At 46.1% G+C, this 23,829-nt stretch carries 16 protein-coding genes; 12 read left to right on the top strand and 4 right to left on the bottom strand.

Annotated elements, in window-relative coordinates; all coding sequences use genetic code 11:
• Positions 1-41: 41 nt before the first annotated feature.
• From purL to DYD62_RS20345, 4 genes are all read left to right on the top strand, one after another.
• Positions 42-3,992, top strand: a complete 3,951-nt coding sequence (gene purL / locus DYD62_RS20360; RefSeq protein ID WP_115229615.1) for a phosphoribosylformylglycinamidine synthase — start codon at positions 42-44, stop codon at positions 3,990-3,992.
• Between the two features lie 168 nt (positions 3,993-4,160).
• Positions 4,161-4,715 carry a GNAT family N-acetyltransferase gene (locus DYD62_RS20355; protein ID WP_115229613.1) on the top strand — a complete coding sequence of 185 codons (555 nt, stop codon included), beginning with the start codon at positions 4,161-4,163 and terminating at the stop codon, positions 4,713-4,715.
• Complete coding sequence (locus tag DYD62_RS20350; RefSeq protein WP_115229611.1) at positions 4,705-5,466, top strand: YdcF family protein; 762 nt, start codon at positions 4,705-4,707, stop codon at positions 5,464-5,466. Before DYD62_RS20355 ends, DYD62_RS20350 begins: the two co-directional genes overlap by 11 nt.
• 164 nt (positions 5,467-5,630) lie before the next feature.
• Entirely contained in the window at positions 5,631-6,902 is a 1,272-nt protein-coding gene (locus tag DYD62_RS20345) for an O-acetylhomoserine aminocarboxypropyltransferase/cysteine synthase family protein (RefSeq protein ID WP_115229608.1), read from the top strand.
• A gap of 79 nt (positions 6,903-6,981) precedes the next feature.
• Here the strand turns inward: DYD62_RS20345 and DYD62_RS20340 are convergent, their stop codons facing one another.
• The 3 genes from DYD62_RS20340 to DYD62_RS20330 form a co-directional block, all read right to left on the bottom strand.
• Entirely contained in the window at positions 6,982-8,157 is a 1,176-nt protein-coding gene (locus DYD62_RS20340; protein WP_132038656.1) for an outer membrane protein assembly factor BamD, read from the bottom strand.
• Between the two features lie 138 nt (positions 8,158-8,295).
• Positions 8,296-10,173, bottom strand: a complete 1,878-nt coding sequence (locus DYD62_RS20335) for a CHASE2 domain-containing protein (RefSeq protein ID WP_115229603.1) — start codon at positions 10,171-10,173, stop codon at positions 8,296-8,298.
• Between the two features lie 268 nt (positions 10,174-10,441).
• The gene (locus tag DYD62_RS20330) at positions 10,442-11,872 is read right to left on the bottom strand and encodes a FecR family protein (RefSeq protein ID WP_115229601.1); all 1,431 of its coding nucleotides are present in this window, start codon (positions 11,870-11,872) and stop codon (positions 10,442-10,444) included.
• A gap of 40 nt (positions 11,873-11,912) precedes the next feature.
• Here DYD62_RS20330 and DYD62_RS20325 point away from each other — a divergent pair, with 40 nt between their 5' ends.
• The 8 genes from DYD62_RS20325 to DYD62_RS20285 all read left to right on the top strand — a co-directional run bounded on the left by DYD62_RS20325 (position 11,913) and on the right by DYD62_RS20285 (position 22,723).
• Positions 11,913-12,596 (top strand): Crp/Fnr family transcriptional regulator, encoded by a 684-nt coding sequence (locus DYD62_RS20325; protein ID WP_165928661.1) that lies wholly within the window; start codon positions 11,913-11,915, stop codon positions 12,594-12,596.
• Positions 12,597-12,937: 341 nt separating this feature from the next.
• Positions 12,938-14,164, top strand: a complete 1,227-nt coding sequence (locus DYD62_RS20320) for a glycosyltransferase (protein WP_115229596.1) — start codon at positions 12,938-12,940, stop codon at positions 14,162-14,164.
• A 46-nt stretch (positions 14,165-14,210) separates the two neighbouring features.
• Positions 14,211-15,344: a glycosyltransferase family 4 protein gene (locus tag DYD62_RS20315; RefSeq protein WP_115229593.1), complete on the top strand. Its 1,134-nt coding sequence runs from the start codon at positions 14,211-14,213 to the stop codon at positions 15,342-15,344.
• A 300-nt stretch (positions 15,345-15,644) separates the two neighbouring features.
• The gene (locus tag DYD62_RS20305; RefSeq protein ID WP_115229588.1) at positions 15,645-16,433 is read left to right on the top strand and encodes an ABC transporter permease; all 789 of its coding nucleotides are present in this window, start codon (positions 15,645-15,647) and stop codon (positions 16,431-16,433) included.
• A 2-nt stretch (positions 16,434-16,435) separates the two neighbouring features.
• Positions 16,436-17,623 (top strand): ABC transporter ATP-binding protein, encoded by a 1,188-nt coding sequence (locus DYD62_RS20300; protein WP_115229586.1) that lies wholly within the window; start codon positions 16,436-16,438, stop codon positions 17,621-17,623.
• The gene (locus DYD62_RS20295) at positions 17,620-19,221 is read left to right on the top strand and encodes a methyltransferase domain-containing protein (RefSeq protein WP_115229583.1); all 1,602 of its coding nucleotides are present in this window, start codon (positions 17,620-17,622) and stop codon (positions 19,219-19,221) included. Before DYD62_RS20300 ends, DYD62_RS20295 begins: the two co-directional genes overlap by 4 nt.
• 52 nt (positions 19,222-19,273) lie before the next feature.
• A complete protein-coding gene (locus DYD62_RS20290) occupies positions 19,274-20,296 on the top strand; it encodes a glycosyltransferase family 4 protein (protein WP_115229580.1) in 1,023 nt (340 codons plus the stop codon).
• On the top strand, positions 20,297-22,723 hold the full coding sequence (locus DYD62_RS20285) for a glycosyltransferase family 4 protein (RefSeq protein ID WP_115229578.1): 2,427 nt from the start codon (positions 20,297-20,299) through the stop codon (positions 22,721-22,723).
• On the opposite strand, the gene DYD62_RS20280 is transcribed toward DYD62_RS20285, so the two are convergent.
• Positions 22,720-23,817, bottom strand: coding sequence for an MraY family glycosyltransferase (locus tag DYD62_RS20280; RefSeq protein ID WP_115229575.1), 1,098 nt, complete (start codon positions 23,815-23,817; stop codon positions 22,720-22,722). The two genes, DYD62_RS20285 and DYD62_RS20280, sit on opposite strands and share 4 nt — an antisense overlap.
• Positions 23,818-23,829 lie beyond the last annotated feature (12 nt).

Genomic DNA, 23,829 nt, shown 5'->3' with positions numbered 1-23,829 from the left:
CATTGCGACTTCCCGAGGCTTTCCAATCAAAGATCAAAGACATGGCTGACGTTCTCCAATTGCGCGGCGGTACCGCGCTTTCATCTTTCCGGGTCGAAAAACTGACCGCCGCTCTGGCTGTGAAAGGTATTTCTGCGCAAATATATGCGGAGTATTGGCACTTTGCCGAAACAAGCGCCGAGCTGACGCAGGACGAAAACACGATCCTGAGCAAGATTCTGCACTATGGCGAACCTGCTCAGCCTGAGCTTGCCATCGGCAGCCTTATGATGGTCTTGCCGCGCTTGGGGACCATTTCGCCATGGTCGTCTAAAGCCACCGATATTGCTCAACACTGTGGCCTTGGCAAAATTGCCCGTATCGAGCGTGGCATTGTGATTTACGCCAGCAAGGAAGGCGGCAGCCCATTGTCTGCAGCAGAACAAAATATTCTGTTGCCATTAATCCACGACAGAATGACTGAAGAAGTCTTCAGCAGCTTAGAAGCGGGCCGTGAATTATTCCGCCACTTCGAGCCAAAGCCTTTTCTAACTGTGGACATCCTCGGTGGCGGTAAAGCCGCACTGGTCAAAGCCAATAGTGAATTTGGCTTGGCACTGAGCGATGATGAAATTGATTACTTGGTAGAAAACTTCAACAAGCTGGGCCGTAATCCAAGCGATGTTGAGCTCACCATGTTTGCGCAGGCCAATTCTGAGCACTGCCGCCACAAGATTTTTAACGCCGATTTTATTATCGACGGGACGCAACAAGATTACAGCCTGTTTGGCATGATCCGCGAAACGCACAAAGCCGCACCGGAAGGCACGGTGGTGGCTTATTCAGACAACTCCTCGGTGATTGAAGGCGCGGAAATCGGCCGCTTTTATCCGCAGGCAGGTAGCGCCGAATACGCATTCAGTACCGAACAAACGCATATTCTGATGAAGGTGGAAACGCATAACCACCCTACTGCGATCTCTCCATTTGCCGGTGCTGCTACTGGCTCGGGTGGTGAGATTCGCGACGAAGGCGCAACCGGCCGTGGCTCAAAACCTAAAGCCGGTTTGGCTGGCTTTACAGTATCCAACTTAAATATTCCTGGTGCAGAGCAGCCTTGGGAAGCGCAGCCTTACGGCAAGCCTGATCGTATTGCCAGCGCGCTGGATATTATGATCGAAGGCCCGATTGGCGCTGCTGCATTTAATAATGAATTTGGTCGCCCTAATATCTGTGGTTATTTCCGTACCTTTGAAGAAGACTTAAACGGCGAGCGCCGTGGCTACCATAAGCCCATTATGATTGCCGGTGGTTTAGGCAATATCAGCGCCCTGCACGTGAAGAAAAACGGCCTGCCAGATGGCTCGCTCCTGATCCAGATCGGCGGCCCTGGCATGCTGATTGGTATGGGCGGCAGCGCGGCCAGCTCGATGGCAACGGGGGATAATGCGGCCAATCTGGATTTCGATTCTGTACAACGCGGCAACCCGGAAATCCAGCGCCGAGCGCAGGAAGTGATTGATCGCTGCTGGCAGCTGGGTGCAAATAATCCAGTCTTGTCGATTCACGATGTAGGCGCGGGTGGTATTTCCAATGCCTTCCCAGAGCTGGTGAACGATGCAGGCCAGGGCGCGGTGTTTAATCTGCGCAAAGTGAATATCGAAGAAAAAGGCATGGCGCCTAAGGAAATCTGGTCGAACGAGAGCCAGGAGCGCTATGTATTGGCGATTGATCCTAAAGATTTGCTGGCTTTTGAAGCAATTTGCGAACGCGAGCGCTGCCCGTTTGCCGTGGTTGGCCGTGTGACTGACGAAAAACAACTGGTGCTGGCTGACGATCATTTCGACAACAAACCTGTCGATATGCCAATGAATGTCTTACTTGGCAAACCACCCAAAATGACGCGCGACGTGAGCCGCATTGCGCCTGAACTGGCGGCTTTTGACGCTTCCGACCTTGAGTTAAAAGAAGCGGCCTACCGTGTACTACGCCTGCCAGCGGTAGCCGATAAATCTTTCCTGATTAATATTGGCGATCGCACCGTGGGCGGCTTTACTGCCCGCGATCAGATGGTTGGCCCTTGGCAAGTGCCAGTGGCCGATGTAGCCGTGACGGCAATGGCTTACGATTCCTACCTTGGCGAAGCCATGGCAATGGGTGAGCGCACCCCGCTGGCGCTGATTTCTGGCCCGGCTTCTGGCCGTATGGCCGTGGGTGAAGCGCTGACCAATATTGCAGCTGCGCCAATTCGTCAGTTGTCTGATGTAAAACTGTCTGCAAACTGGATGGCCCCCGCTGGCCACGCAGGTGAAGACGCTAATCTGTATGACACCGTACAAGCCGTTGGCTTAGAGCTTTGCCGCGAGCTGGGCGTATCGATTCCGGTAGGTAAAGATTCATTATCAATGAAGACCGTCTGGGATGAAGCAGGCGAGGCCAAGCAAGTAGTCGCGCCGCTGTCCTTAGTGATTTCTGCCTTTGCACCGGTGACCGATGTACGCAAAACACTGACGCCTGAGCTGCAGACCAATGTTGATTCTGATCTGATTCTGATTGATCTTGGCGATGGCAAATGCCGCTTGGGTGGCTCTGCCCTAGCGCAAGTTTATAAACAAGTTGGTAATAGCGCGCCTGATATCGTTAATGTGCCTCACCTGAAGTCATTTTTCAGTACGGTGCAACAGCTGAATGCCGAAGGCAAATTGCTGGCCTACCACGACAGATCAGATGGCGGTTTGTTTGCCACGATTGCTGAAATGATGTTCGCCAGCCATGTTGGTATAACGCTTGAAGTAGACGAGCTGTGTATTGAGCGCCGCCGTCGTCAGCGCCAGCAAAACGAATTCACCGCCGAAGACGTGGTTCGCGAAGCCAATGCCCGCGTCATGGGCGTGCTATTTAACGAAGAGCTGGGCGCAGTATTGCAAGTGAAGCGCACTGATACCGCAGCCGTGATTGCCGCCTTTGCCAATGTGGATATCCGCTCCGAGCTGCACGTAATCGGCAGCACCAACCACGACGACAAGCTCAAAATCAAAGCGCGTAATCGCCTAGTGCTGGAAGAATCGCGTGTTGATCTGCATAAAGCATGGTCGGAAACCAGCTGGCGCATTCAGCGCCTGCGGGATAATCCGGCCGGTGCCGATGCCGAATATGCGCGCCTCGCCGATAAGCAAGAGAAAGGCTTATTCGCCAAGTTGAGCTTTGATCAGAATGAAGATATTGCCGCCCCGTATATCGCGACAGGTATTCGCCCTAAGATTGCCGTATTGCGTGAACAAGGTGTAAATGGCCATGTAGAAATGGCAGCCGCGTTTACCCGCGCAGGCTTTACCGCTGTAGACGTACATATGAGCGATGTGATTTCTGGCCGCGTGCAACTGGCGGGCTTCCAGGGCTTAGCCGCTTGCGGTGGCTTTAGCTATGGCGATGTATTGGGTGCGGGTGAAGGCTGGGCCAAATCGATTCTGTTTAATGCCGCAGCCCGCGCACAATTTGAAGCTTTCTTTGGCCGCACAGATACCTTTGGTTTAGGGGTATGTAATGGCTGCCAGATGATGGCGAATCTCTCCGGCATTATCCCTGGCGCTGCGCACTGGCCTAAATTCACCCGTAATCAGAGCGAGCAGTTTGAAGCACGCTTGGTGATGGCTGAGCTGACAAAATCCCCATCGCTGTTCTTCAGCGAAATGGCCGGTAGCCGTATGCCAGTGGTGGTATCTCACGGCGAAGGCTTTGCCAATTTCAGCCAGCAGGGCGATATCAACAAAGCCTTGGTTGCCATGCGTTATGTCGACAGCCACGGAAAAACCACCGAAGCCTATCCAGCAAATCCAAATGGCAGCCCGCAGGGGATTGCCGGTGTTACCACCGCCGATGGCCGCTTCAGCATTATGATGCCGCACCCAGAACGCGTGTTCCGCAGCGTGCAAAACTCATGGCACCCAAGCGACTGGAGCGACGACGGTGCATGGATGCGTATGTTCCGTAATGCTCGTAAATTTGTTGGCTAATTGCTTCACGGCCCACGTAAAAACCGGCCTGTGAGGGCCGGTTTTTTTATGATACAAAACAGTGCGCAAGAAAAACGACTTGCACACCCTATTAAACATCAACGCCACTTATAGGGTGCAAAACGCCAGAGGCGTTATGCACCGTAACCCAATATCCAAATGACACCCATGCCCAAAATCATCGAACTATCTACCGAGCGCCTGCGATTACGCCAATGGCGGGCGTCGGATGCTGAAACTTTCGCTCAAATGAGCAACGACCCGCGAGTGATGGAATATCTGCTGGGCCCTGTAGATGCAGCAGCCAGCCTAGCGCTACAAGAGCGGATAGCTGATCTCATTGCGGAAAGGGGCTGGGGGTTTTGGGCGCTGGAGCTGAAAGAAACGCAGCAGTTTATTGGCTTTACCGGCCTGAGTATTCCGATCCCCGAGCTGCCGTTTTCACCCTGCGTAGAAATAGGCTGGCGGCTGGCTTTTGATTATTGGGGCAAGGGCTATGCTGGAGAGGCGGCAAGGGCCGCTTTAGATTTTGGCTTTAATGCCCTGCAACTGGATGAGATTGTATCCTTCACCGCCCTGCCTAATCTGCGCTCGCAAGCTGTGATGCAAAAACTAGGTATGCAGCGTGATGCCGACACTTTTTTCCACCCCAAAGTAGCAAAGGGCCATCCTTTGCAAGAACACTGTCTTTATCGCTTGAGTAAGCCCCTCAATGCAAAATAATTGGCTGGCACGTTTACAAATACTCAGCGGCAGCATCTTACTCATCGATGCGCTGGCGCTGTTTAGCCAGGCTAAATTTAATGTAGGCACGATTTTCCCAGCCATCCTAGGCTTGGGCTTATTGAGCTACAGCCTGAAGTACGCCAGCTGGCAGCGCTGGCTGGCAGCTAAGCGCTACCGGCAGCGATTATGGCCTTGGTTTAAATTACTAGCAGCGCTATGGCTGATCTCTTTGTTGGCTTTTTTCTGCACGCTGGCCATACCTGACCGCATCCAAAACCAGCCATCAACGCTGATTGTGCTGGGCTCAGGCCTCGATGGAACCCAGCCCAGCCCCATGCTGCGTGCCCGCCTAGATACCGCCCTGATTTATGCGGCGCAATATCCCAAAACTCAGATTGTGGTTTCAGGTGGCCAAGGTTTCAACGAGGAAATCAGTGAAGCCGATGCCATGCAGCGCTATCTGCTGGCCCACGGTATTGCCCGGCAGCGCATCATGCAAGAAAACCAGAGCACCAGCACAGAAGAAAACCTGCTGTTCAGCTATCGCCTGCTTAAAGCAAAAGCAGCCGAGCCCGTGCTTATTATCACCAATGATTTTCACACTTTACGCGCATTCAAAATTGCAAAAAAACAAGGATTTGCCATTGTAGATTTTGCATCGGCCCCCACCCCGCTGGCCATCCGCTATAACGCATGGCTGCGCGAATACTTTGCCTTTGCCAGCTCATGGCTATTAGGCGAGCTTTAAATTACAAACATACTCATATAAATTGACGAGTGAGTTAATATTTAAAGCTCAACGTCAAGGTACATAGCTTTATTTAGTCTAAAGAAAAACCTAAAAATAGCTTTGTGATCTAAATAAAACTGCTAAAGTTTCCAAAGCACTTTCCATCCCCCCGGAGGCTTTGCATGAAGTTTGATACGCTTGCTTTACACGCTGGTTATGAAATTGATCCCACCACCAAATCCATGGCGGTGCCTATTTACCAAACCACCAGTTATGCTTTTGACGATACACAGCATGGTGCGGATCTGTTTGATTTAAAGGTTAAAGGCAATATCTATACACGGATTATGAACCCGACTTCCGATGTATTAGAGCAACGTATCGCAGCGCTGGAAGGCGGCATTGGCGCGCTGGCACTGGCCTCAGGCTTAGCCGCCATTACTTACGCCATCATGACCATTGCCGAGGCGGGCGACAATATTATCGCCACCACGGCGCTCTATGGCGGCACTTACAATCTACTCGCCCATACCCTGCCGCAATATGGCATTGCCGTTCAATTTGTGGATGCAAATGATCCGCAAGCAGCCGCTGCGCTGATTAATGATCGCACCAAGGCCATCTTCTGCGAATCCATCGGTAACCCGCTGGGTAATGTGGTGGATTTCGCCGCTTTTGCCGCGGTAGCCCATGCCGGTGGCGTGCCTTTAATTGTGGATAACACCGTGCCTACACCTTATCTCACCCGCCCTTTTGAGCATGGTGCAGATATTGTGGTGCATTCGCTCACCAAATATATCGGCGGCCACGGCAATAGCATTGGCGGCATCATTGTGGATAGCGGCAAATTCCCATGGGCAGATCACAAACAACGTTTTAATCGCCTCAATGAGCCAGAAGTCAGCTATCACGGCGTGGTTTACACCGAGGCCCTTGGGCCAGCCGCCTTTATTGGCCGCGCCCGTACCGTGCCGCTGCGCAATATGGGCGCGGCCATTTCGCCCTTTAATAGCTTTTTAATTCTACAAGGGCTGGAAACGCTGGCACTGCGCATGGACAGGCATGTAGAAAACGCCCTCAAAGTAGCGCAATACCTGCAAGGCCATAGCAAGGTACAGTGGGTTAATTACGCAGGTCTGCCCGATCACCCATCGCACACTCTGGTGCAAAAATACTTTGGCGGCAAAGCATCGGGGCTGCTGACATTTGGGGTAAAAGGCGGGGTAGCAGCGGGAGCACGATTCCAAGATGCGCTCAAGCTGATTACCCGTCTGGTTAATATTGGCGACGCCAAATCGCTGGCTTGCCACCCTGCCAGCACAACACACCGCCAGCTGACGCCTGATGAATTAGCCAAAGCAGGAGTGAGTGAAGATATGGTGCGATTATCGATTGGCATTGAGCATATCGACGATATTCTGGATGACCTAGAGCAGGCGCTGGCGGCAGTTTAAGCAGCGCAGTAGCCGGTCTCTGCACACAACAGGTGAAACCCTTGAACAAGGTTGAATAAATCAAAGGGTTTCACCGCTTTTAAAAATCCTGCTTATAAGACAAAGAGATCATTTTTTTTTGCCATGAAAACAGCGGCAATCTATCGTTTTGCTCCTGATACTGATATTCCAGCCGCCATTTACCCAGCCATAGGCTCTGCCACTGATAGGCAAAAGCCGCTTGGCTTTGCACACTTTGCCTTGCCTGGTTGTATTCTAGCAGCGGGCTGTAGCCATCCTGATCATGGGCAACTCTGGCGCGCAGCTGCAGCTCTAAGCTGTGCGGACCAAAGGGATAAATCAGCCTGCTGCTTAGCTCGCCGCTGTATTGATTTCCCCCCGGGCGCTGAGGAGAAAACTCAAACCCCAATTGGGCACGATTATCCAGCCAGAGCCCACGCCACTGGCTGATATGCTGACCACGCCATTCACTATGCAGGCTTTGATAGCGCGGATCGATATCCACAAATTGCGCACGCAAACGCAGTAAAGATTCAATGCGGGCAATCGATGGCAGCCCACGGTATTCAAGCAAAATACTGCTCTGATAAGGCTCGCTCTGCAGCCAGAATTGCTGCACGCCCACCCCCCAGTCACTGCGGGCCTGCGGCTGCCAGAAACCGCCAAACCAGCGCATACTCTGGCCACTTTGCGGCCAGCTTTGCACGGCTCCGGCATGCAAAGCCCACTGACTTCCTCCGGGAGGGGTAGCCATTGCCTGTACTTCAATCCCGGCCAGCCAGCCAGACCTGGGCAAGCTGCTTTGATCCACTTCCAGATTAAAAACCCCATCTGGCAATGTCACCTCCAGCCAACGCTTGGAGCTGCCCTGATCTAAATTACTATCACTGGCAATCCAGCTTTGCACCTGTCCCTGCCACTGTGTTTTTTCAGTGCAGCCTTGTTCCGTTTTTTGCCGGATCAGATCACTGATGGCCTGCGGCAATACCGGCAAAGCACGTAATTGCTGCTGCAAAGCTCCGGCACGGCTAAAGTCTTCCAGCTGGCAATAAGCCAGCATTAAATCGACTTTCGCCCCCTGATGATTGGGGTTGAGCTGCAGCACTTCTTCTAACAGCCAGCTAGCCTCCTGCCACTGCAGCTGTGCAATATCATCAATAGCCTGCTGGTACAGCTCATCACCTGTCTGGGCACAGGCCACAGGCAGAAAAGCCGCTTGCAAAAAGGCAATCAACACAGAGGGAAAGAGTCGCATACCTTGATTGTATATGCTCAGAATCACAAATCTAGAAATTTGCTTGCTTGATTCCAGTTATAACAACAGGATTTTTTGTAAGCAAACGATTGAACATATGAAATAACGAGTTAGCCTGCTGTAGGCCGGATGAAAAAACTAAGGCAAACGATAAACCTGCTGCACACCCCGCCGCCCTTTTAGCGAAACGGTGCCATAGAGCTGCAAAGGTGAATACAGCAGCTGCCGCTCGGTATCCTCCCCTACCAGTATTTTTTCATTATGCAGGCTGGCCAGATTTTGCAAACGGGCGCTGACATTCACAGCGTCGCCAATCGCGGTATAGGTGCTACGAAACGGCGTACCCATATCGCCCACCACCACCAAGCCTGTTTGAATGCCAATATGAACTTTAATTTGCTTATCCAATGCCGCACTTTGATTATATGCATCCACCGCCTGCTGCATTGCCATTGCGGCATTGAGGGCACGGTTAGCATGGTCATCCTGCTCAACAGGTGCACCCCAAAATGCAAACAAGGCATCGCCCATATATTTATCCAATGTACCTTGCTGATCTAATACGGCCTGAGTCAGCAGCATCAGGGCATGGCGGGTGTATTGAGCCAGCTCTTCCGGCGGCAGCCTTTCGGCAATGCCTGTATAGCCTTGCAGATCAGCAAAGAGGCAGGTGATTTCTGCTCGGTGGGGCAACATAATCGCCTGGCTGTTATTGCCAATCAGCTGATCAATAATTGCGGGGGGTACATATTGATGAAAAGCCAGATAAAGCTGCCGCCTACCCAGCTGGGCATACCACCACTCTAGACCCCCTTCTAAAATCAGGAGCACCACGCCCCCCAGCAGTGGCGCCAAAGTGTTTGCCCCCACCTCCTGCCGGGTATTGCCCAGCCACAGTAACCAGGCCATCAATACAAAAAATCCCCATGCAAGGCGTAAAGCATTATTTCGCCTGTGCAGCAAAACAACGCCCAGTAATAACACCGCCCAAACCGCCATGATGGCCGCAAAACCAATCGCCACCATAGGCTTATTCTGCTCCAGCTGATCCAGCGCCTTGGATAACCATTGCGCATGCAGCAACATGCCCGGAGTGCGCCCCCCCAGGATTGTCGCCACATAATCCCCCAGACCCAAAGCGCTTGACCCCACAATCACCAGCCTGTTGTGCAGCAATGCGACATCGGCCTTAGCGGCCAGAATATCGCTGGCGGGTATCGCAATATAAGCCTCTGTACGGCGCAGAAAAGGAATCGCCGCCATCCCATCTTCAGCCACAATCTGCTGGCCAGACAAACCTTCCAGCCATTCAATTTTGCCTTTGCTGGCCTGCAACGGCCCCTGTTGCCCCAGCCAGCAACGCAATAAAACCGGGGCAAATGCCGGATAAAGCTTTGCCTGATACTTCACCAGCATGCTCTGATGCCGCACCACACCATCCGGATCGGCAGTAATCGCAATATGCCCTACACAGGGCGCTTGTGCGGCAAGCTTAGGATGATTCGCCAAAAAACCAAAAGCTTGAGTGGCAGGAATATCAGCCCAGGATATCGCCGCACTCAGCTGCCCGACCTGCATGCTCTGGCTGCGATCAAAACCAAAAGTCTGCGCTAAAGTCAGCTGGCCTGAAGCCGCTAATTGTGCGATCTGCTGATCTCCTGATAAATCACTGCTTTCAGGGAAAATCATATCAAGGCCAATATGCGCCACTTTGTAATGCTGATTTAATTGCTGCAGTAATTGCGCCATTTGCAGCCTAGACCATGGCCAGCGCCCATATTGCGCAAGCGAAGCCTCATCAATATCCACCAGCACAATTCGCTTTTCCGGATCAGCAATTAATCTTTGTTTTATTAACTGGTCGTGCAGGCGATCTAAAAGATCAAAGGGAAAAGGATAAGCATGGCCGCGTGGCATCGCCACCCAAATAACCAGCAAAGTACTGAGCACAAAAAATAAAACCCGGCCCAGCCAGATTAAATGAAGCTTTTGCCAAATTGATTTAAGATTGATCATGCAGCGCCGATAAAACAGTCGTTAAAATACGGACGAGGCAATGTATAAAAGAAGTAAAACAAGAAACCACGTTTAAGTGGCTACAGCCCATTTTTCTTTTAATTAAATGAAAAAAACACAGAAATGCGGATAAGAATATGGGCAGGTTGGCCAAACTAGCCTGCCTGCCATTACAAAAACAGATGGCGGATCAAAATACTGACCCAGTGACCGCTCTAAATACTAATAAATCACAGAACAAATCCAGCCCACATAAAAATATACCAATTTACTTTCTACGCAGCCAATACGTCCCGCCGCTCAATACCTCATTATTGCTTGTGGGCAGATAATAAACATAAGCAGCCTCGGCCGCATCTTTACCAGAAACAATGCCACGCAGTTGCGCCTCACTCACCGCGCCATTAATAAAAAGACCATTAGACTCAATGGCGCCTTTGACATTAAGCGGTATATCTCTGCCTGCAGCACTTAACAATAAATGAGTATTAAAACTTTGCGCTGCAAAATTGATTTGTAATGAAGACTCTTTCGCCGTAGTAGCAGAAATGGCATTACTGAGCGTATTGACAATAATGCCATCATGCTTGGCCATTTGAAAATTAACCGCTCCCAGCTCGGGCCCATAACGGACATCACTTTTATCGCGGGACATTACGTAGTAAATCCCCGCACTCACAACTTCCTGCCCTTCTTTATAAATATCACTGAAATTAGCGGTTGCCGGAAGGCTGGCCAGTGTCTGCCAGCGGCCCCAGTGGATAGTGGGCTCAATCACGGCGGGTGGCAAAGGCTCTGCAGGAATCACAACCACAGGTGGCACAGGTACTTCGGGCAAAGGGGCAGGCGTGGGTGAAGGCAGATTCTCAACCGGCTTTACAACACCAGGTTTAGTGGCTAAAGAGCCATCAATAACACTATTACTATTAGCAACCACTCTGGCATTACTTAAATCAGCCGTATTTATCTGAGTTTGCTCAGCACCAAGCCCGGCTACTTTAGGCGCATCTTTGGCTGCCTCTTTTGATACGTCCTTAGGTAATTCATTCAGTAACTCTTTTTGCAACATAGGTGAAGAGTCTTTCTGCACCGGCACCGTCTGGCCACGAATCACTTCCAGCATATGGGCCGTTGAAGCAAATAACTCACGAGAATTAGCCCCTTGGCAAGGCCCGCCCATTTCTACACTGCAAACTTTAGAAAAAGGCTCAATCACCACCCCGCCTTTTTGCACCGCCACCTGTGTGGCATGGTCATCCGTAAACACCACAAAATCTGTACCGCGTAAGCCAATGGCCGCAACGGGCGTATTTAAGCGATATTTATCTTTATCTTTTTGCACTTCCTGCCCGGTAACAGAGCGCATCAGCCCCGATTTAAGCTGCAGCTTAAACTGCGATCCTTGGCTGCCCGCATGGTATTTCTCGATAAACAAAACACTATTGGGCCGCACAGCAATAAAACCTTTATCAAAGGTGCGCAAATACACGCTGGTTTGCTCTGCAGTATGCAGCTCATCCCCTTCGCGCAAGGCATCGCCCTTAGCAATCACGCTCACTTGGCCATCACGGTGCAGAATCGGTTGTCCAATAATTGCAACAACTGTCCCCATATTTGCTGATTCTTGTGCTAGAACACTAAGCGGTGCCAGCAAAAAAACAGCTAAAACAAAAAAATATTGATCGATTCGCTTCAGCATGATTTTCCCTCCTCAGGCCAATCATCATCGGAAAATGCTTATGACACGTCATCCCATATATTCTTTAGAGTTTTTCTCTGGAATTCCGGAAAGTATTTTAACGTCCATTGCATCCGACTCTCAGCTTAGGACAGCAGTACGCAACCAGCAAGTGATAACCAAAGGCTCTCTGGGTGATGAACTGTTCTTTTTGATCAAAGGCCGGCTGCAAGTTATTGATGTAACCGAAGATGGCAGAGAGCTGTGCATCTACATCATTAACGAAGGCGAATACTTTGGTGAGCTTGCCGTGATAGATGGTGGCTCGCGCTCTACCAGTGTGGTCTCCATTGGCGATGCCGAGCTGATGGTAATGAGCCGGCATACCGCGCTGCAACTGATATATTCCCACCCCATTCTGGCTGAGCGTTTAATGAAAAAGCTGGCCTACCTTGTACGGCTGTCATCGCAAAACCGCGCCATGCTCAGCATTCAAAACCCCTATCAGCGGATTTGCACGGTGCTCACCACTCTGATACGCACATTGCCGGGGAATTTAAAAATTATCGAACTCCCGCCACAGCAATCACTTGCGGGCATGACCAACTGCAGCCGGGAAACCGTTTCTAGGGCAATTGGCCAGCTGCTGAATGCAGGAATTGCCGAAAAAGACAGAAAAACGCTGATTGTGCGTGAACCAGAGCGCTTACAACACATTGTGCAGGGCAAAATCACCACAGAATAATCCAGCAAACTTAGTCAATAAGCTGCAAATGCAGATTATTAATAACCAGCCACAAAAACCTTATAAAACAAATACTAAGAAAAATCAGGGTTTAAAACAAAATAAACAAACGTGCATAAAAACTGCAAGGATGGAAAACAACTCCAGAAATTTTCTTGTAATTATTAAATTCAATTACTAGTATAAAAAAACAAAATATTCTGCCACGCCAGCAAGCGGCCAACACAACAAGACCCAGCCATGAGCCATCATTTGTAAGAAATCATCCCTTCTGCATGCCCATTCAAAAAAATTACAAATAGCAGCTTTAATAAAATAACAACCTTATAAGAGCTATATTTATGAAGATAATCCATCTTGGAAAATTCTACCCTCCAGAGTACGGCGGAATAGAAACAGTCACCTTTGACTTAGTTGAAGGCTTGAACAACCAAGGTGTTAAAACTGACGTATTGTGTAGCAATAAAGGAACAGAAACAAAAGTTGATTTAATTAACTCTAGCTATCAGGTGATCAGAGCAGGTACATTGGCGGTTATTAATTCAACATCCATCTCGCTCAAGCTGATCAGCGAGTTAAATAAATGCATCCATCAATACGATGCAATACATATCCATTTACCCAATCCGATGGCTAACTTGGCTATTTGGCTGATCAGGCCGGATTGTAAGGTTTACCTACATTGGCATAGTGATATTGTTAAACAAAAACATATGCTAAAGCTTTATGCACCATGGCTGCGCTGGCTGATAAAACGTGCAGATGGCATTGTTGCCACATCGCAACAATATGCTGATTCCTCAAAATGGCTTTCCTCCAATATGGAAAAAGTGTCCATTATCCCTATTGGCGTAGCAGACAGAATTAAAAATATATCCGTACCCTTAGTAAATAAAATAAAATCAGAACACAAAAACAAAAAAATAGTTTTATCAATTGGCCGCTCCGCTGCATACAAAGGAATAATCTATTTAATAGAAGCATGCAAATATACCAATGATGATATTGTGGTGTTAATTGGCGGGCCAGGGGTAGAGACATTCAGCGATCTAATTAAAAAACTGGGCTTAGATTATAAAATAAAAATAATAGGCACAATCGCAGACGAACAATTAGCATCCTACTATGCGGCTTGCGATATATTCTGCCTGCCTTCAGTTTATCGCTCCGAAGCCTATGGCATCGTGCAGGTTGAAGCAATGAGCTTTTCTAAGCCTGTTGTTTCCTGCGATATTTCAGGCTCAGGCGTTTCATGGGTTAATGAGCACGAAAAATCAGGCCTACTGGTTCCCCCGTCAGACCCGGTAGCACTTGCAAATGCTATTAATAAATTATGCGGAGACGATGCGCTAAGAAAAAAAATGGCGCTTTATGCTCGGCATCGGTTTGAACAAGAGCTTACCGCTGAAAAAATGGTGAAAAAAACAATCAGTATGTATACAGAAAAAATGCCTGCCTTCGAAAAAAACAAAACGGCTCTATTTGGAGCAGAGCGGATTGATACCCTGTTTAATAATGAACCCGCACTTAGCGCAAGGCATATACAGCAAAAAGAAAGCGCAAATTAAATCATTCTTCATCTGAATCGAACATCATCTATATATAAAGATAAAAATGGACAAGATGAATATCCTGTTTTCCGCACAAGGAATGATCCCCCCACTAACGGGAATAGGCCGCTATGCAACCAGTTTGTCCAGAGCAATGCAACAGTTTGAAACAGATATTGATCTTGATTACTACCAGTTTGGCCGTGTAAGTAAGAAAACCAACAATGAATTTTTGCTTTCAAAAATACGAAATATGGTTAATCGCTTCCCCGCGCTGAAATCTTATCTCAGAAAAAAATATCACGCCAATCGCGGTGCTCACACCATAAAAGCAAAAAACTATATTTATCATGAGCCCAATTATATTCCTACCGTGCTGCAATACCCCTATCTGGTCACGGTGCATGATTTATCTCATATTATTAATCCAGAATGGCATCCCGTTGAAAGAGTCCACTTTTTAAGCGAGCATTTACCGCTCACTTTAGAAAAAGCAGATGCTATTTTTGTTGTTTCAAAATCAGTAAAAAAAGAGCTAATCCACTGGATGCCAGAAGTAAGTCATAAATTACATATTACCTATAACGGCGTAGACCATAGCAAATTTTCTACTGAATCATTTAATAAAAATATTCTAGAGAAATATCATTTACCCAGTAAAGAATATTTTTTATTTTTGGGCACAATCGAGCCAAGAAAGAAAATAGAAGATTTACTTACTGCATATCAAATGCTGGTACAAAATAAAAAAACATCGCTTCCACTCATTATTGTCGGAGGCGTAGGCTGGAAATGCGAGGAAATCTTAGACCGGATAAAGCACAGCAAAAATGTGCGCTGGCTGCAATATGTCCCAGAAAAAGATCTACCTGCTTTATTGGCTGGGGCACGGTGTATGGTTTATCCATCAGCATATGAAGGATTTGGTTTACCCGTATTAGAAGCCATGAGTGTAGGCACACCCGTCATTACAACGGCAGGAGGTGCTATTGGTGAAATTGGCGGCTTAGCCCCTTTCTATTTTAATAATGGCGATATTGAAGGCTTGGCCGAGCATATGACCAACCTTGCCTTATCACCCGAATGCGCCTGTGATCATATTACTGAAGGATTAATCAGATCGAGTTATTTTACATGGGACAGATGTGCATCCAGAACATTAAGCACTTATAGGGATGTATGGGCCAATCACTATTAATCTGCCTGCTGATTGCAAGTACTGTTCTGCTTATTATTGCAGGGTCTTTTTATAATCTGCAGAAATACATTCCCATACAGAATGATAAAGTTATTCACTTTCTAGCCTATTTTACTCTAAGCTCTTTATTAAGCCCCTATATCAGCAGCATAAATATATTTATATTATTATTCATTATGGGAGGAAGCATCGAAGTCATTCAGCCATTAGCAGGCAGAAAATGTTGCGCCTATGATCAATTAGCCAATACCTCAGGGATTATCTCTTCAATCCTGATCATCCATCTTTGGGGAATGTTTTTTGGAAATCATTAGAAGGATTTTTGCAGGGCGCTGGCTTTTGCATGCCATGGTCAGCCGCGAAATTAAATCAAGATACAGTGGATCTGTACTCGGTATATTCTGGCTGTTTTTTGCGCCCGTTTTAATGATTCTCACCTACAGCCTCGTTTTTGCAGACTTAATGAAATCAAGATTACCAGGCGTTAATAGTCATTACGCTTATACTATGTACCTGACCAGCGGCATGCTGGTGTGGCAATACTTTGCAGAAATCGTGGGCAGAGGAAAATTATTTCTTGTAGAAAATGCGGGCTTACTCAGAAAAAACAATATATCAAAAATTATCCCACTTATTTCAGTTGTCACGATTGCGTTAGTCAACAGTCTAGTTTTAGCAGGTTTTTATTTTATATTTTTAATCATTTTAAACTTATTTAGCTTTCAAATACTGGCCGTATATTTATTGCAAATACTGGTTATTACCCTTTTTTCATTCAGTATTGCTGGCTTACTGGCGCTTGCCCATGCCTATGTGAGAGATGTTGGGCAATTTGTAGATGCCTTTATGCAGATTTTATTTTGGGCAACACCCATAGTTTACGCGCCACAGATATTACCCCAGTGGGCGGCTCAATATATTTACCTAAACCCCGTTTATTGGGTATCCCAGCTGGGCCAACAAGTTGTGCTGGATTGGCCGCTTGCCTGGAATTGGTTACTTAATGCCCTGCTGTTATCTATTGCGCTATTTTTAATTTTTTATATTTTTTATGCTAAAAATATTCAAAAAATAATGGATGACCTGTAATCATGGCGCTGATTAAAGTAGAAAATCTATCCAAGTGTTTTCGAATTTACTCCTCCCGCCGTCAAAAACTGGCTGCACTATTTGGTATGGATAGCCATTGCCTGCAGAAATGGGCGTTAAATAACATCTCTTTTTCAATTGAACCCGGTGAATCAGTGGCTATTGTTGGCCGAAATGGCTCAGGAAAAAGCACGTTATTAAAGCTAATCTGCCAGACATTACGCCCGACTGAAGGTGAGATAACAGTTAATGGCCGAATTGGCGCACTTCTAGAGCTTGGTATTGGGTTTCATGAAGAATTAAGCGGCAGAGAAAATGTATATATTTCAGGCCAATTACTTGGTATGAGCCGGCATGAAATAGATGACAGGATTGAAGAAATTATTAATTTCTCTGAGCTAAGAGAATATATCGACGTGCAACTAAAAAAGTATTCCAGCGGAATGCAAATGCGGCTAGCCTTTAGCGTGGCAACGGCCATCAGGCCAGAAATATTAATTGTAGATGAAGCCCTGTCAGTAGGAGACGCCTATTTCCAGCATAAATGTTTTGACAGAATCAAAGCGTTTCAAGCACAGGGCACATCATTACTTTTTGTTTCCCATGATCCGTTGGCCGTTAAAACATTATGCGACAGAGCCATCTTAATTGATCAGGGCATCATGCTGTCGGATGATCATCCCGCCGCAATTCTGGATTACTATAATGCACTGATTGCTAATACCGCTAATAATAAAATAAGCCTCAATGAAGGCGTACGCTCTGGCAGTGGCGAAGCCAAACTAATCGCTGTTGAAGTCTTTCATCACAATGAAGCAGCCCAAGTTGTGCTCTCTGGCAGCCCGGTAAAAATCATTGTCAGCTATAAAGTATTAGAAAAAATAAGCGATCTGACCATTGGTTTTTTAATTAAAGACCGGGTAGGTAATGAGGTATTCGGATCAAATACCTATTTATTACAAAAAACCCCGCCATTTATACAGGGCGGCCAATATCAGGTAGTCTTTGAATTACCAGATTTCAGGCTTGCTGCGGGAAGCTATAATATTAGTGTGGCATTGCACTCCTCTTATCATCATTTATCTGATAACTATGATTGGTGGGATCATGCGGCCACAATTACAGTGATTTCTGAACATGTATTTGCTGGTGTTGTCCGGCTTGATACCCAATACTGTGAGTTAATATGAAAACATTAGACGATATTATTGCCTGTGTTCAATCTTATGCTCTGAATCAGGCAGCAGCACCTATTGTTTATCAAATAGAGCCCGCAGCAGCATCCAGTCAGCTGCTCTGGCTTCCTCAGTCATTCAGAGAGCTTGTTTCTATTCGCAACCCCATTTTATTTATTTTTTTTTCATATCAGACTATTTTAGGCCGTGCTCCGGATCAGGATGGCGAAAGTCATTATTATGAATTACTTTCATCGGGCCGCTTAAGCCTTAGAAAATTTGCTTTGCAAATGTTATCCAGCACCGAATCAATACATTCAAACTCTTCTATTAAAATAAACAAAACAGACCGCTACTTTATTGCATTAGAAAATAAAATATTATCTGTCTGGAGTGGCAGGCGTGGCGCAGGGTTAATTGGCCGCATCCATGATGCGTTTATTAAATTAAGTAATATAAATTCAAAAAAAATACAAAAAAATGCATTTTTTGCAAAACAAAATTATGATTTTGAAATGCGGCAAGAAGTTATTTTATCCACATTAAAAACCCAGCAAATTAACCTGAGCCAGCAGCTGGCAATAAGCAGCGATGATATCAGAGCCCATATCAGCCAGCAGCTTGAGCAGCGATTTGCTCAATATTCAGATTTTATTAATCAGCAGCTTTTCAAAATCAACCATGAACTGGCTGAAAAAATTGATTATATTCATCAGCAGCAGAATAAAAACACCCTTCTCATACAAGAAGCGTTAGACCGAAATACTGAACTTGCCCAAAAATCATTAGCTGATAGCGCTGAAAAAATTGCCATCATGGCCAATACAAACAGCAGCAATAGCCAAGCCATGCTTTATATACAAGAGCAGATGCTGCAACATTTAAAAAACAGTAATGCCGCAGATAAACCCGCCACAGCCCAAATGATTCCCCCTCACGCACTGGCAGCAGACCCCGCCATTGATGCATATTACTTGGCATTTGAATCAAAATTCAGAGGGCCAGAAGAAGAAATTAAAGCAAAGCTGGAAAAATATATTCCCTATGTAGAACCATTTCTTAAAACCAGCCAGGCCCCCCTGTTAGATATTGGTATGGGCAGAGGGGAGTGGATTAATCTCATCAGTCATAAAGGCTTAAAAGCACAGGGTGTTGATCAGAGCGAAGAAATGATACGCCATTGCCGGGAAATGGGCCTGAGCGTGGTCCATGCCGATGCACTGGATTATTTATGCAGCCTTCCAGAGCAATCATTAGGGGCAATCAGTTCATTTCACGTTGTTGAACATCTGCCTTTTGATATTTTATTTAAGCTGATAAAAGAGTCATATCGTACACTACTGCCCGGTGGTCTTTTGATTTTAGAAACACCTAACCCGGAGAATGCATTGGTAGGCAGCCATACCTTCTACCATGACTTCAGCCACAAAAACCCTGTTACCCCAACTAGCCTGCAATTTCTGGCTGAATATCATGGTTTTAAAGATTGTGAGATTTTAAGATTAAACCCTTATCCTGAATCAGCCAAAGTACCTGGCCATGATTTATTAACAGAACGTGTTAACGGACATCTTTGTGGTCCCCAGGATTACGCACTGATTGCAAAACGATAAGAAAATGAAATACAGAGTGAAATCAAATTAAATCAGCTGCAAGGAGTATTCAATGCGTGTAATGCTTGCTGCAAATATCACCCCGTTTTTGCATGGTGGTGCTGATTACCATATCCAGGGCACAGCAAATGCATTAGCTGCAGCAGGCTGCCATGTAGAAATACTCAGGCTGCCTTTCACATTTACACCAGAACAATCCATTCTGGATTTAATGCAATGGTGCAAAAAATTAGATTTAAATCAGCCCAATGGCTATCGGATTGACCGACTGATTAGTCTGCAATTTCCATGTTATGGCATTCAGCATAATAAGCACACCGCCTGGATTATGCATCAGCATAGGGCCGTATATGAATTGTATGAAGAAAACAATAGCGCTTCAGCGCCTTTTAAATATGCAATCGGGCAGTTTGACCAGGAATCGTTAAAACAGTGCCATCAGCTTTTTGCTAATTCCAAACGCGTGGCAGAGCGTCTTTATCAATATAATGATTTAAATGCCAGCGCACTTTACCATCCTCCTCCTGCATATCAGGCTTTTCACCCGGCTGAAAACTTGGGCTATATTTTTTGCCCTAGCCGGATTGAAACGCTAAAGCGTCAGGATTTATTAATCAAAGCACTTGCACTGGCTCCCAAATCATTACCCGTTGTGATTGCAGGTGCTGGCGGGCAATCAGAATCGTTAAAACAATTAATTACTCAGCTGGGTTTAAATGAAAGAGTAAGAATGCTGGGGGCAATCAGTGAAGCACAAAAAATAGCCTATTACGCACACTGTAGCGCTGTTTTCTTTGCACCATTTGATGAAGACTATGGCTATATCACCCACGAGGCCATGCTCTCCGGCAAGCCAGTTATCAGCTGCACAGATTCAGGCGGCCCCTTAGAATTTATTGAGCATGAGCATACAGGCTGGATTATTCCGCCCTCACCAGAGAGCATTGCCACAGTATTAAACTGGATCAGCCAATATCCCAATAAAGCAGAAGCAATGGGCAAGGCAGCAAAAGCAGCATGGCCCAAATTTGGAATCAGCTGGGATAAGGTAGTCAGCCAATTATTGGAGACCTAATTGAAAGTTGCGATTATTGCCCCCAGCGGAGTGCCCTTTATTTGGGGCGGTGCGGAAAACATCTGGAAAGTCCTGTGGCTGACATTAAACCAGCAGGAAAACATTACGGCAGAGCTGATTAAATTGCCCAGCCCAGAGCATGATTTTTGGGCCATTATTCAAAGTTATCAGAACTTTGCTGAGCTGGATCTGAATCATTTTGATTTAATCATCAGTACTAAATACCCGGCATGGATGGTTTCCCACCCCCGACATATTCTATTTATGCAGCATACACTGCGTGGCTTATACGATACTTATCCGGCACATTTAACAAAAAATATTGACCATTTAGCACAAAAATTACCTGCCCTATGCCACCTGCTAAATATAAAAAAACCAAACAGAACCCATCTTTCCGAATGCTTTGTAGAATTAAAACGCATTAAAGAATTACAAATACTGAACCAGCAAGATATTGCTCTGCCGGGCCCGCTTTTACGTGCACTTATTCATTTTTTTGATGCTGTCGCCTTAGCTCCCGGACAAATTCTTCGCTATACAGCAATTGCCCATGAAGTTGCCAATCGCAAAGAATACTTTCCTGGTGGGATTAAACCCGATGTGCTCTACCACCCAAGCTCATTACCCCAAGCTGGCGTTATAGCCGATACGCACATCTCTCCAGCCATTTTTACCGCCAGCCGCCTTGATGGCCCCAAGCGTATTGATCTGCTGATTAAAGCCTACTGCAAATCGGGAGTGAAAACGCCTTTAAGAATTGCAGGCACTGGCCCACAAAGCCCTGAATTGCAAAAACTAATCCCGCCTAATGCGGCCATCACCCTACTTGGGCATCTATCCGAGCAGCAATTAGCACAAGAATATGCCAATGCACTTTTTGTCCCTTTTATTCCCGAACATGAAGACTTTGGCCTGATTAGCTATGAGGCCATGATTGCTGGCAAAGCTGTACTAAGCTGCACAGATAGTGGAGGCGCCACAGAATTAATCAGGCATATGGAAAACGGCCTGATTGTAAAACCAGATTGTGATGAAATAGCAAAAGCAATTAAACAACTCAGTGATCATCCATCACTTAGCCATCAGCTTGGCCAGAAGGCATATAACACTGTAAAAGATATAAACTGGCCCGCATTAGTAAAAGAGCTTTTAAATAAAAACGCACAATATTTGCCAAAAATATTGGTGCTGAATACCTACCCCATCTACCCCGTTGTTAGTGGCGGGCAAGCACGGCTTTATCATCTTTATTCAGAGCTGTCAATGCTTGGTTATTCGGTAGAAATACTTAACTTAGACTTCAATACCAGAGTTATTAAAAGCAGAAACTTAAATGAGAACTTTATTGAAGTCTTAATACCGGTAAGTGATGAATTTAGAAAAAAATCAAGTGCAGAAGAAAAAAGATTAAATATATCCTGCGTTGATTGGCTGGCAGCCGCACATCCTGAATTATTACCTGAATGGCAAGCCGAGATTAAACGCCGCGCCCCATGGGCCAGCATGGTGATCTGCAGCCATCCTTATGCATATCCGGCAATGGTACAGGCTGGCGTGAAGCAATGGCTCTATGAAGCGCATAATGTAGAAGCTGATCTGAAGTCGCAAATATATCGGCAGCACCCTAATGAAGCGCAAAAAATCAAAGAATTAGAATCCCAATGCGCCATTGGCGCACAGCATATTATTTGCTGCAGCAATGAAGACAGCCAGCGTATGCAAGCCCTGTATCAAATTCCTGATCATCAATTCAGCATCATTGCCAATGGCGTTGACACCCAAAATATTAAGTACTTGGACCAAGCTGGTCGCAAAGAAATACGCGTACAAATGGGGCTGGAACCCACAAATAATATATCGCTCTTTATGGGCAGCAATCACGGCCCCAATATAGAAGCAGCAGAGCAAATCCTGATCGCTGCAGAGCAAGATTTATCACTTCAATATATTATTCTGGGCAGCGTAGCGGATGCATTTAAGCAACGTAAAATACCCAATAATGTGCGTTTTTTAGGCGTAGTTAGCCAAGCAGAAAAACAACTCTGGCTTAAAATAGCCTCAATTGCATTGAATCCAATGCTAAATGGATCCGGATCTAATTTAAAACTCATTGAATATGCCGCAGCTGGCCTGCCTATTATTAGTACTGAGTTTGGTGTGAGGGGGACGAAATTTGAGGCGGGGGTGCATTATATAAAAACACACAATTTCACTGAAACGATAAAAAAAACACTAAAGCTGACAGACATAAAATTAGATCAAATAACAAGGAAAACTGCAGAATACATAAATAATGAATTATACTGGAAAAGCTTGGCAGAAAAATATCAGAAAGAAATTAAAGCAAGCATGTGCAAGGCTAAAAACAAAGAGGAAAGCATTATACTTCCCCCCTCTATCCCAATATCAAGCTTACTATATTAGCTGTCTTTGTTAATGACCATCCATTGTGGGATTTTGAAATTAACAATCATTTTATACAGTAAAATATAACTGGCAATAAACAATAAAACAAAGCCTAATAATACATATGGGCTTTCCCAAAATATAACAGCGGGAATCGCTGCAAAAGATGATAGAGCCCATAAATAAGGTGCAGTTAAAGCATTACGCTGCACTTTATAACGCGCGACATCTTCACCTAATTGCAAACGCACTACTCGCCTGTAAATTAGCGTGTGCAAATGAATGCCATCAGGCAGGCCTGGTGATACACCCTTAACAAATTTGCGGCGATAAATAGTAAATAGCGTCTCAAATACCGGATAAATACAGAGCAAGAATGGAAACCAAATTGAAACACTAGGGTGCCTTGCCATCAGTAATACAGATAATTCTGCCACCATAAAGCCAACAAAATACGCCCCGCCATCGCCTAAGAAGATTAAACCTCTGGGGTAATTCCAAAGCAAAAACCCAAGACAGGCACCAATCATACCCATATTTGCAATTACCAAAAACCAATCACCTAAGGCAAATGAAACATAAGCCAGCCCGGCAAAAATCATTATTGCTACAACAGCAGATAAACCATTAAAACCATCAATAATATTAAAAGCATTTGCCACGCCCGCCACGGCAAACATGGTAAAAAACAATGAAACAACAGTAAATTGCATAATCAGATCAATATAAGGCACATCTAAACGAACAATTCCCGCACCCAATAAAAAATATCCTAATAACGCCGCCAGCATGGTTAAACCAAGCCGCATTAACACCCCCACTTTTTTAGTTAAATCCTCAATTAAACCACCTAAAAAAGCAGGCAAACTCGCCACAATCAGCAAGGCAAATTGCGTAAACCACTGCGTTTCCTTAATCGCCCCCGCCAATAAAACCGCCAGCATCCCCATCATGATAGAAAGCCCACCAATCCGAGGCACAGAATGCGCATGAAACTTCTGCACCCCACCCAAATCGTGGTCACCAGAGATGTGGCTGTGCAAATGATCAAAACGGATCACAAGCATGGTGACAAAGACGGAGGTTAAGAATGCGAGAATGAGGTAGAGCATAAGTGACCTAAA

The organism is Iodobacter fluviatilis (assembly GCF_900451195.1).
Lineage (GTDB): Bacteria > Pseudomonadota > Gammaproteobacteria > Burkholderiales > Chitinibacteraceae > Iodobacter > Iodobacter fluviatilis.
Note: the sequence above shows the minus strand (reverse complement) of the source record. Positions and strands in the feature narration are given on the sequence as shown.

Excerpts from the sequence above, each read along its gene's own strand:
- DYD62_RS20295 (WP_115229583.1), top strand. The coding sequence starts at position 17,620 with ATGAAAACATTAGACGATATTATTGCCTGTGTTCAATCTTATGCTCTG.
- DYD62_RS20335 (WP_115229603.1), bottom strand. The coding sequence starts at position 10,173 with ATGATCAATCTTAAATCAATTTGGCAAAAGCTTCATTTAATCTGGCTG.
- DYD62_RS20350 (WP_115229611.1), top strand. The coding sequence starts at position 4,705 with ATGCAAAATAATTGGCTGGCACGTTTACAAATACTCAGCGGCAGCATC.
- DYD62_RS20330 (WP_115229601.1), bottom strand. The coding sequence starts at position 11,872 with ATGCTGAAGCGAATCGATCAATATTTTTTTGTTTTAGCTGTTTTTTTG.
- DYD62_RS20325 (WP_165928661.1), top strand. The coding sequence starts at position 11,913 with ATGACACGTCATCCCATATATTCTTTAGAGTTTTTCTCTGGAATTCCG.
- DYD62_RS20345 (WP_115229608.1), top strand. The coding sequence starts at position 5,631 with ATGAAGTTTGATACGCTTGCTTTACACGCTGGTTATGAAATTGATCCC.
- DYD62_RS20290 (WP_115229580.1), top strand. The coding sequence starts at position 19,274 with ATGCGTGTAATGCTTGCTGCAAATATCACCCCGTTTTTGCATGGTGGT.
- DYD62_RS20355 (WP_115229613.1), top strand. The coding sequence starts at position 4,161 with ATGCCCAAAATCATCGAACTATCTACCGAGCGCCTGCGATTACGCCAA.
- DYD62_RS20340 (WP_132038656.1), bottom strand. The coding sequence starts at position 8,157 with ATGCGACTCTTTCCCTCTGTGTTGATTGCCTTTTTGCAAGCGGCTTTT.
- purL (WP_115229615.1), top strand. The coding sequence starts at position 42 with ATGGCTGACGTTCTCCAATTGCGCGGCGGTACCGCGCTTTCATCTTTC.
- DYD62_RS20320 (WP_115229596.1), top strand. The coding sequence starts at position 12,938 with ATGAAGATAATCCATCTTGGAAAATTCTACCCTCCAGAGTACGGCGGA.
- DYD62_RS20280 (WP_115229575.1), bottom strand. The coding sequence starts at position 23,817 with ATGCTCTACCTCATTCTCGCATTCTTAACCTCCGTCTTTGTCACCATG.
- DYD62_RS20315 (WP_115229593.1), top strand. The coding sequence starts at position 14,211 with ATGGACAAGATGAATATCCTGTTTTCCGCACAAGGAATGATCCCCCCA.
- DYD62_RS20300 (WP_115229586.1), top strand. The coding sequence starts at position 16,436 with ATGGCGCTGATTAAAGTAGAAAATCTATCCAAGTGTTTTCGAATTTAC.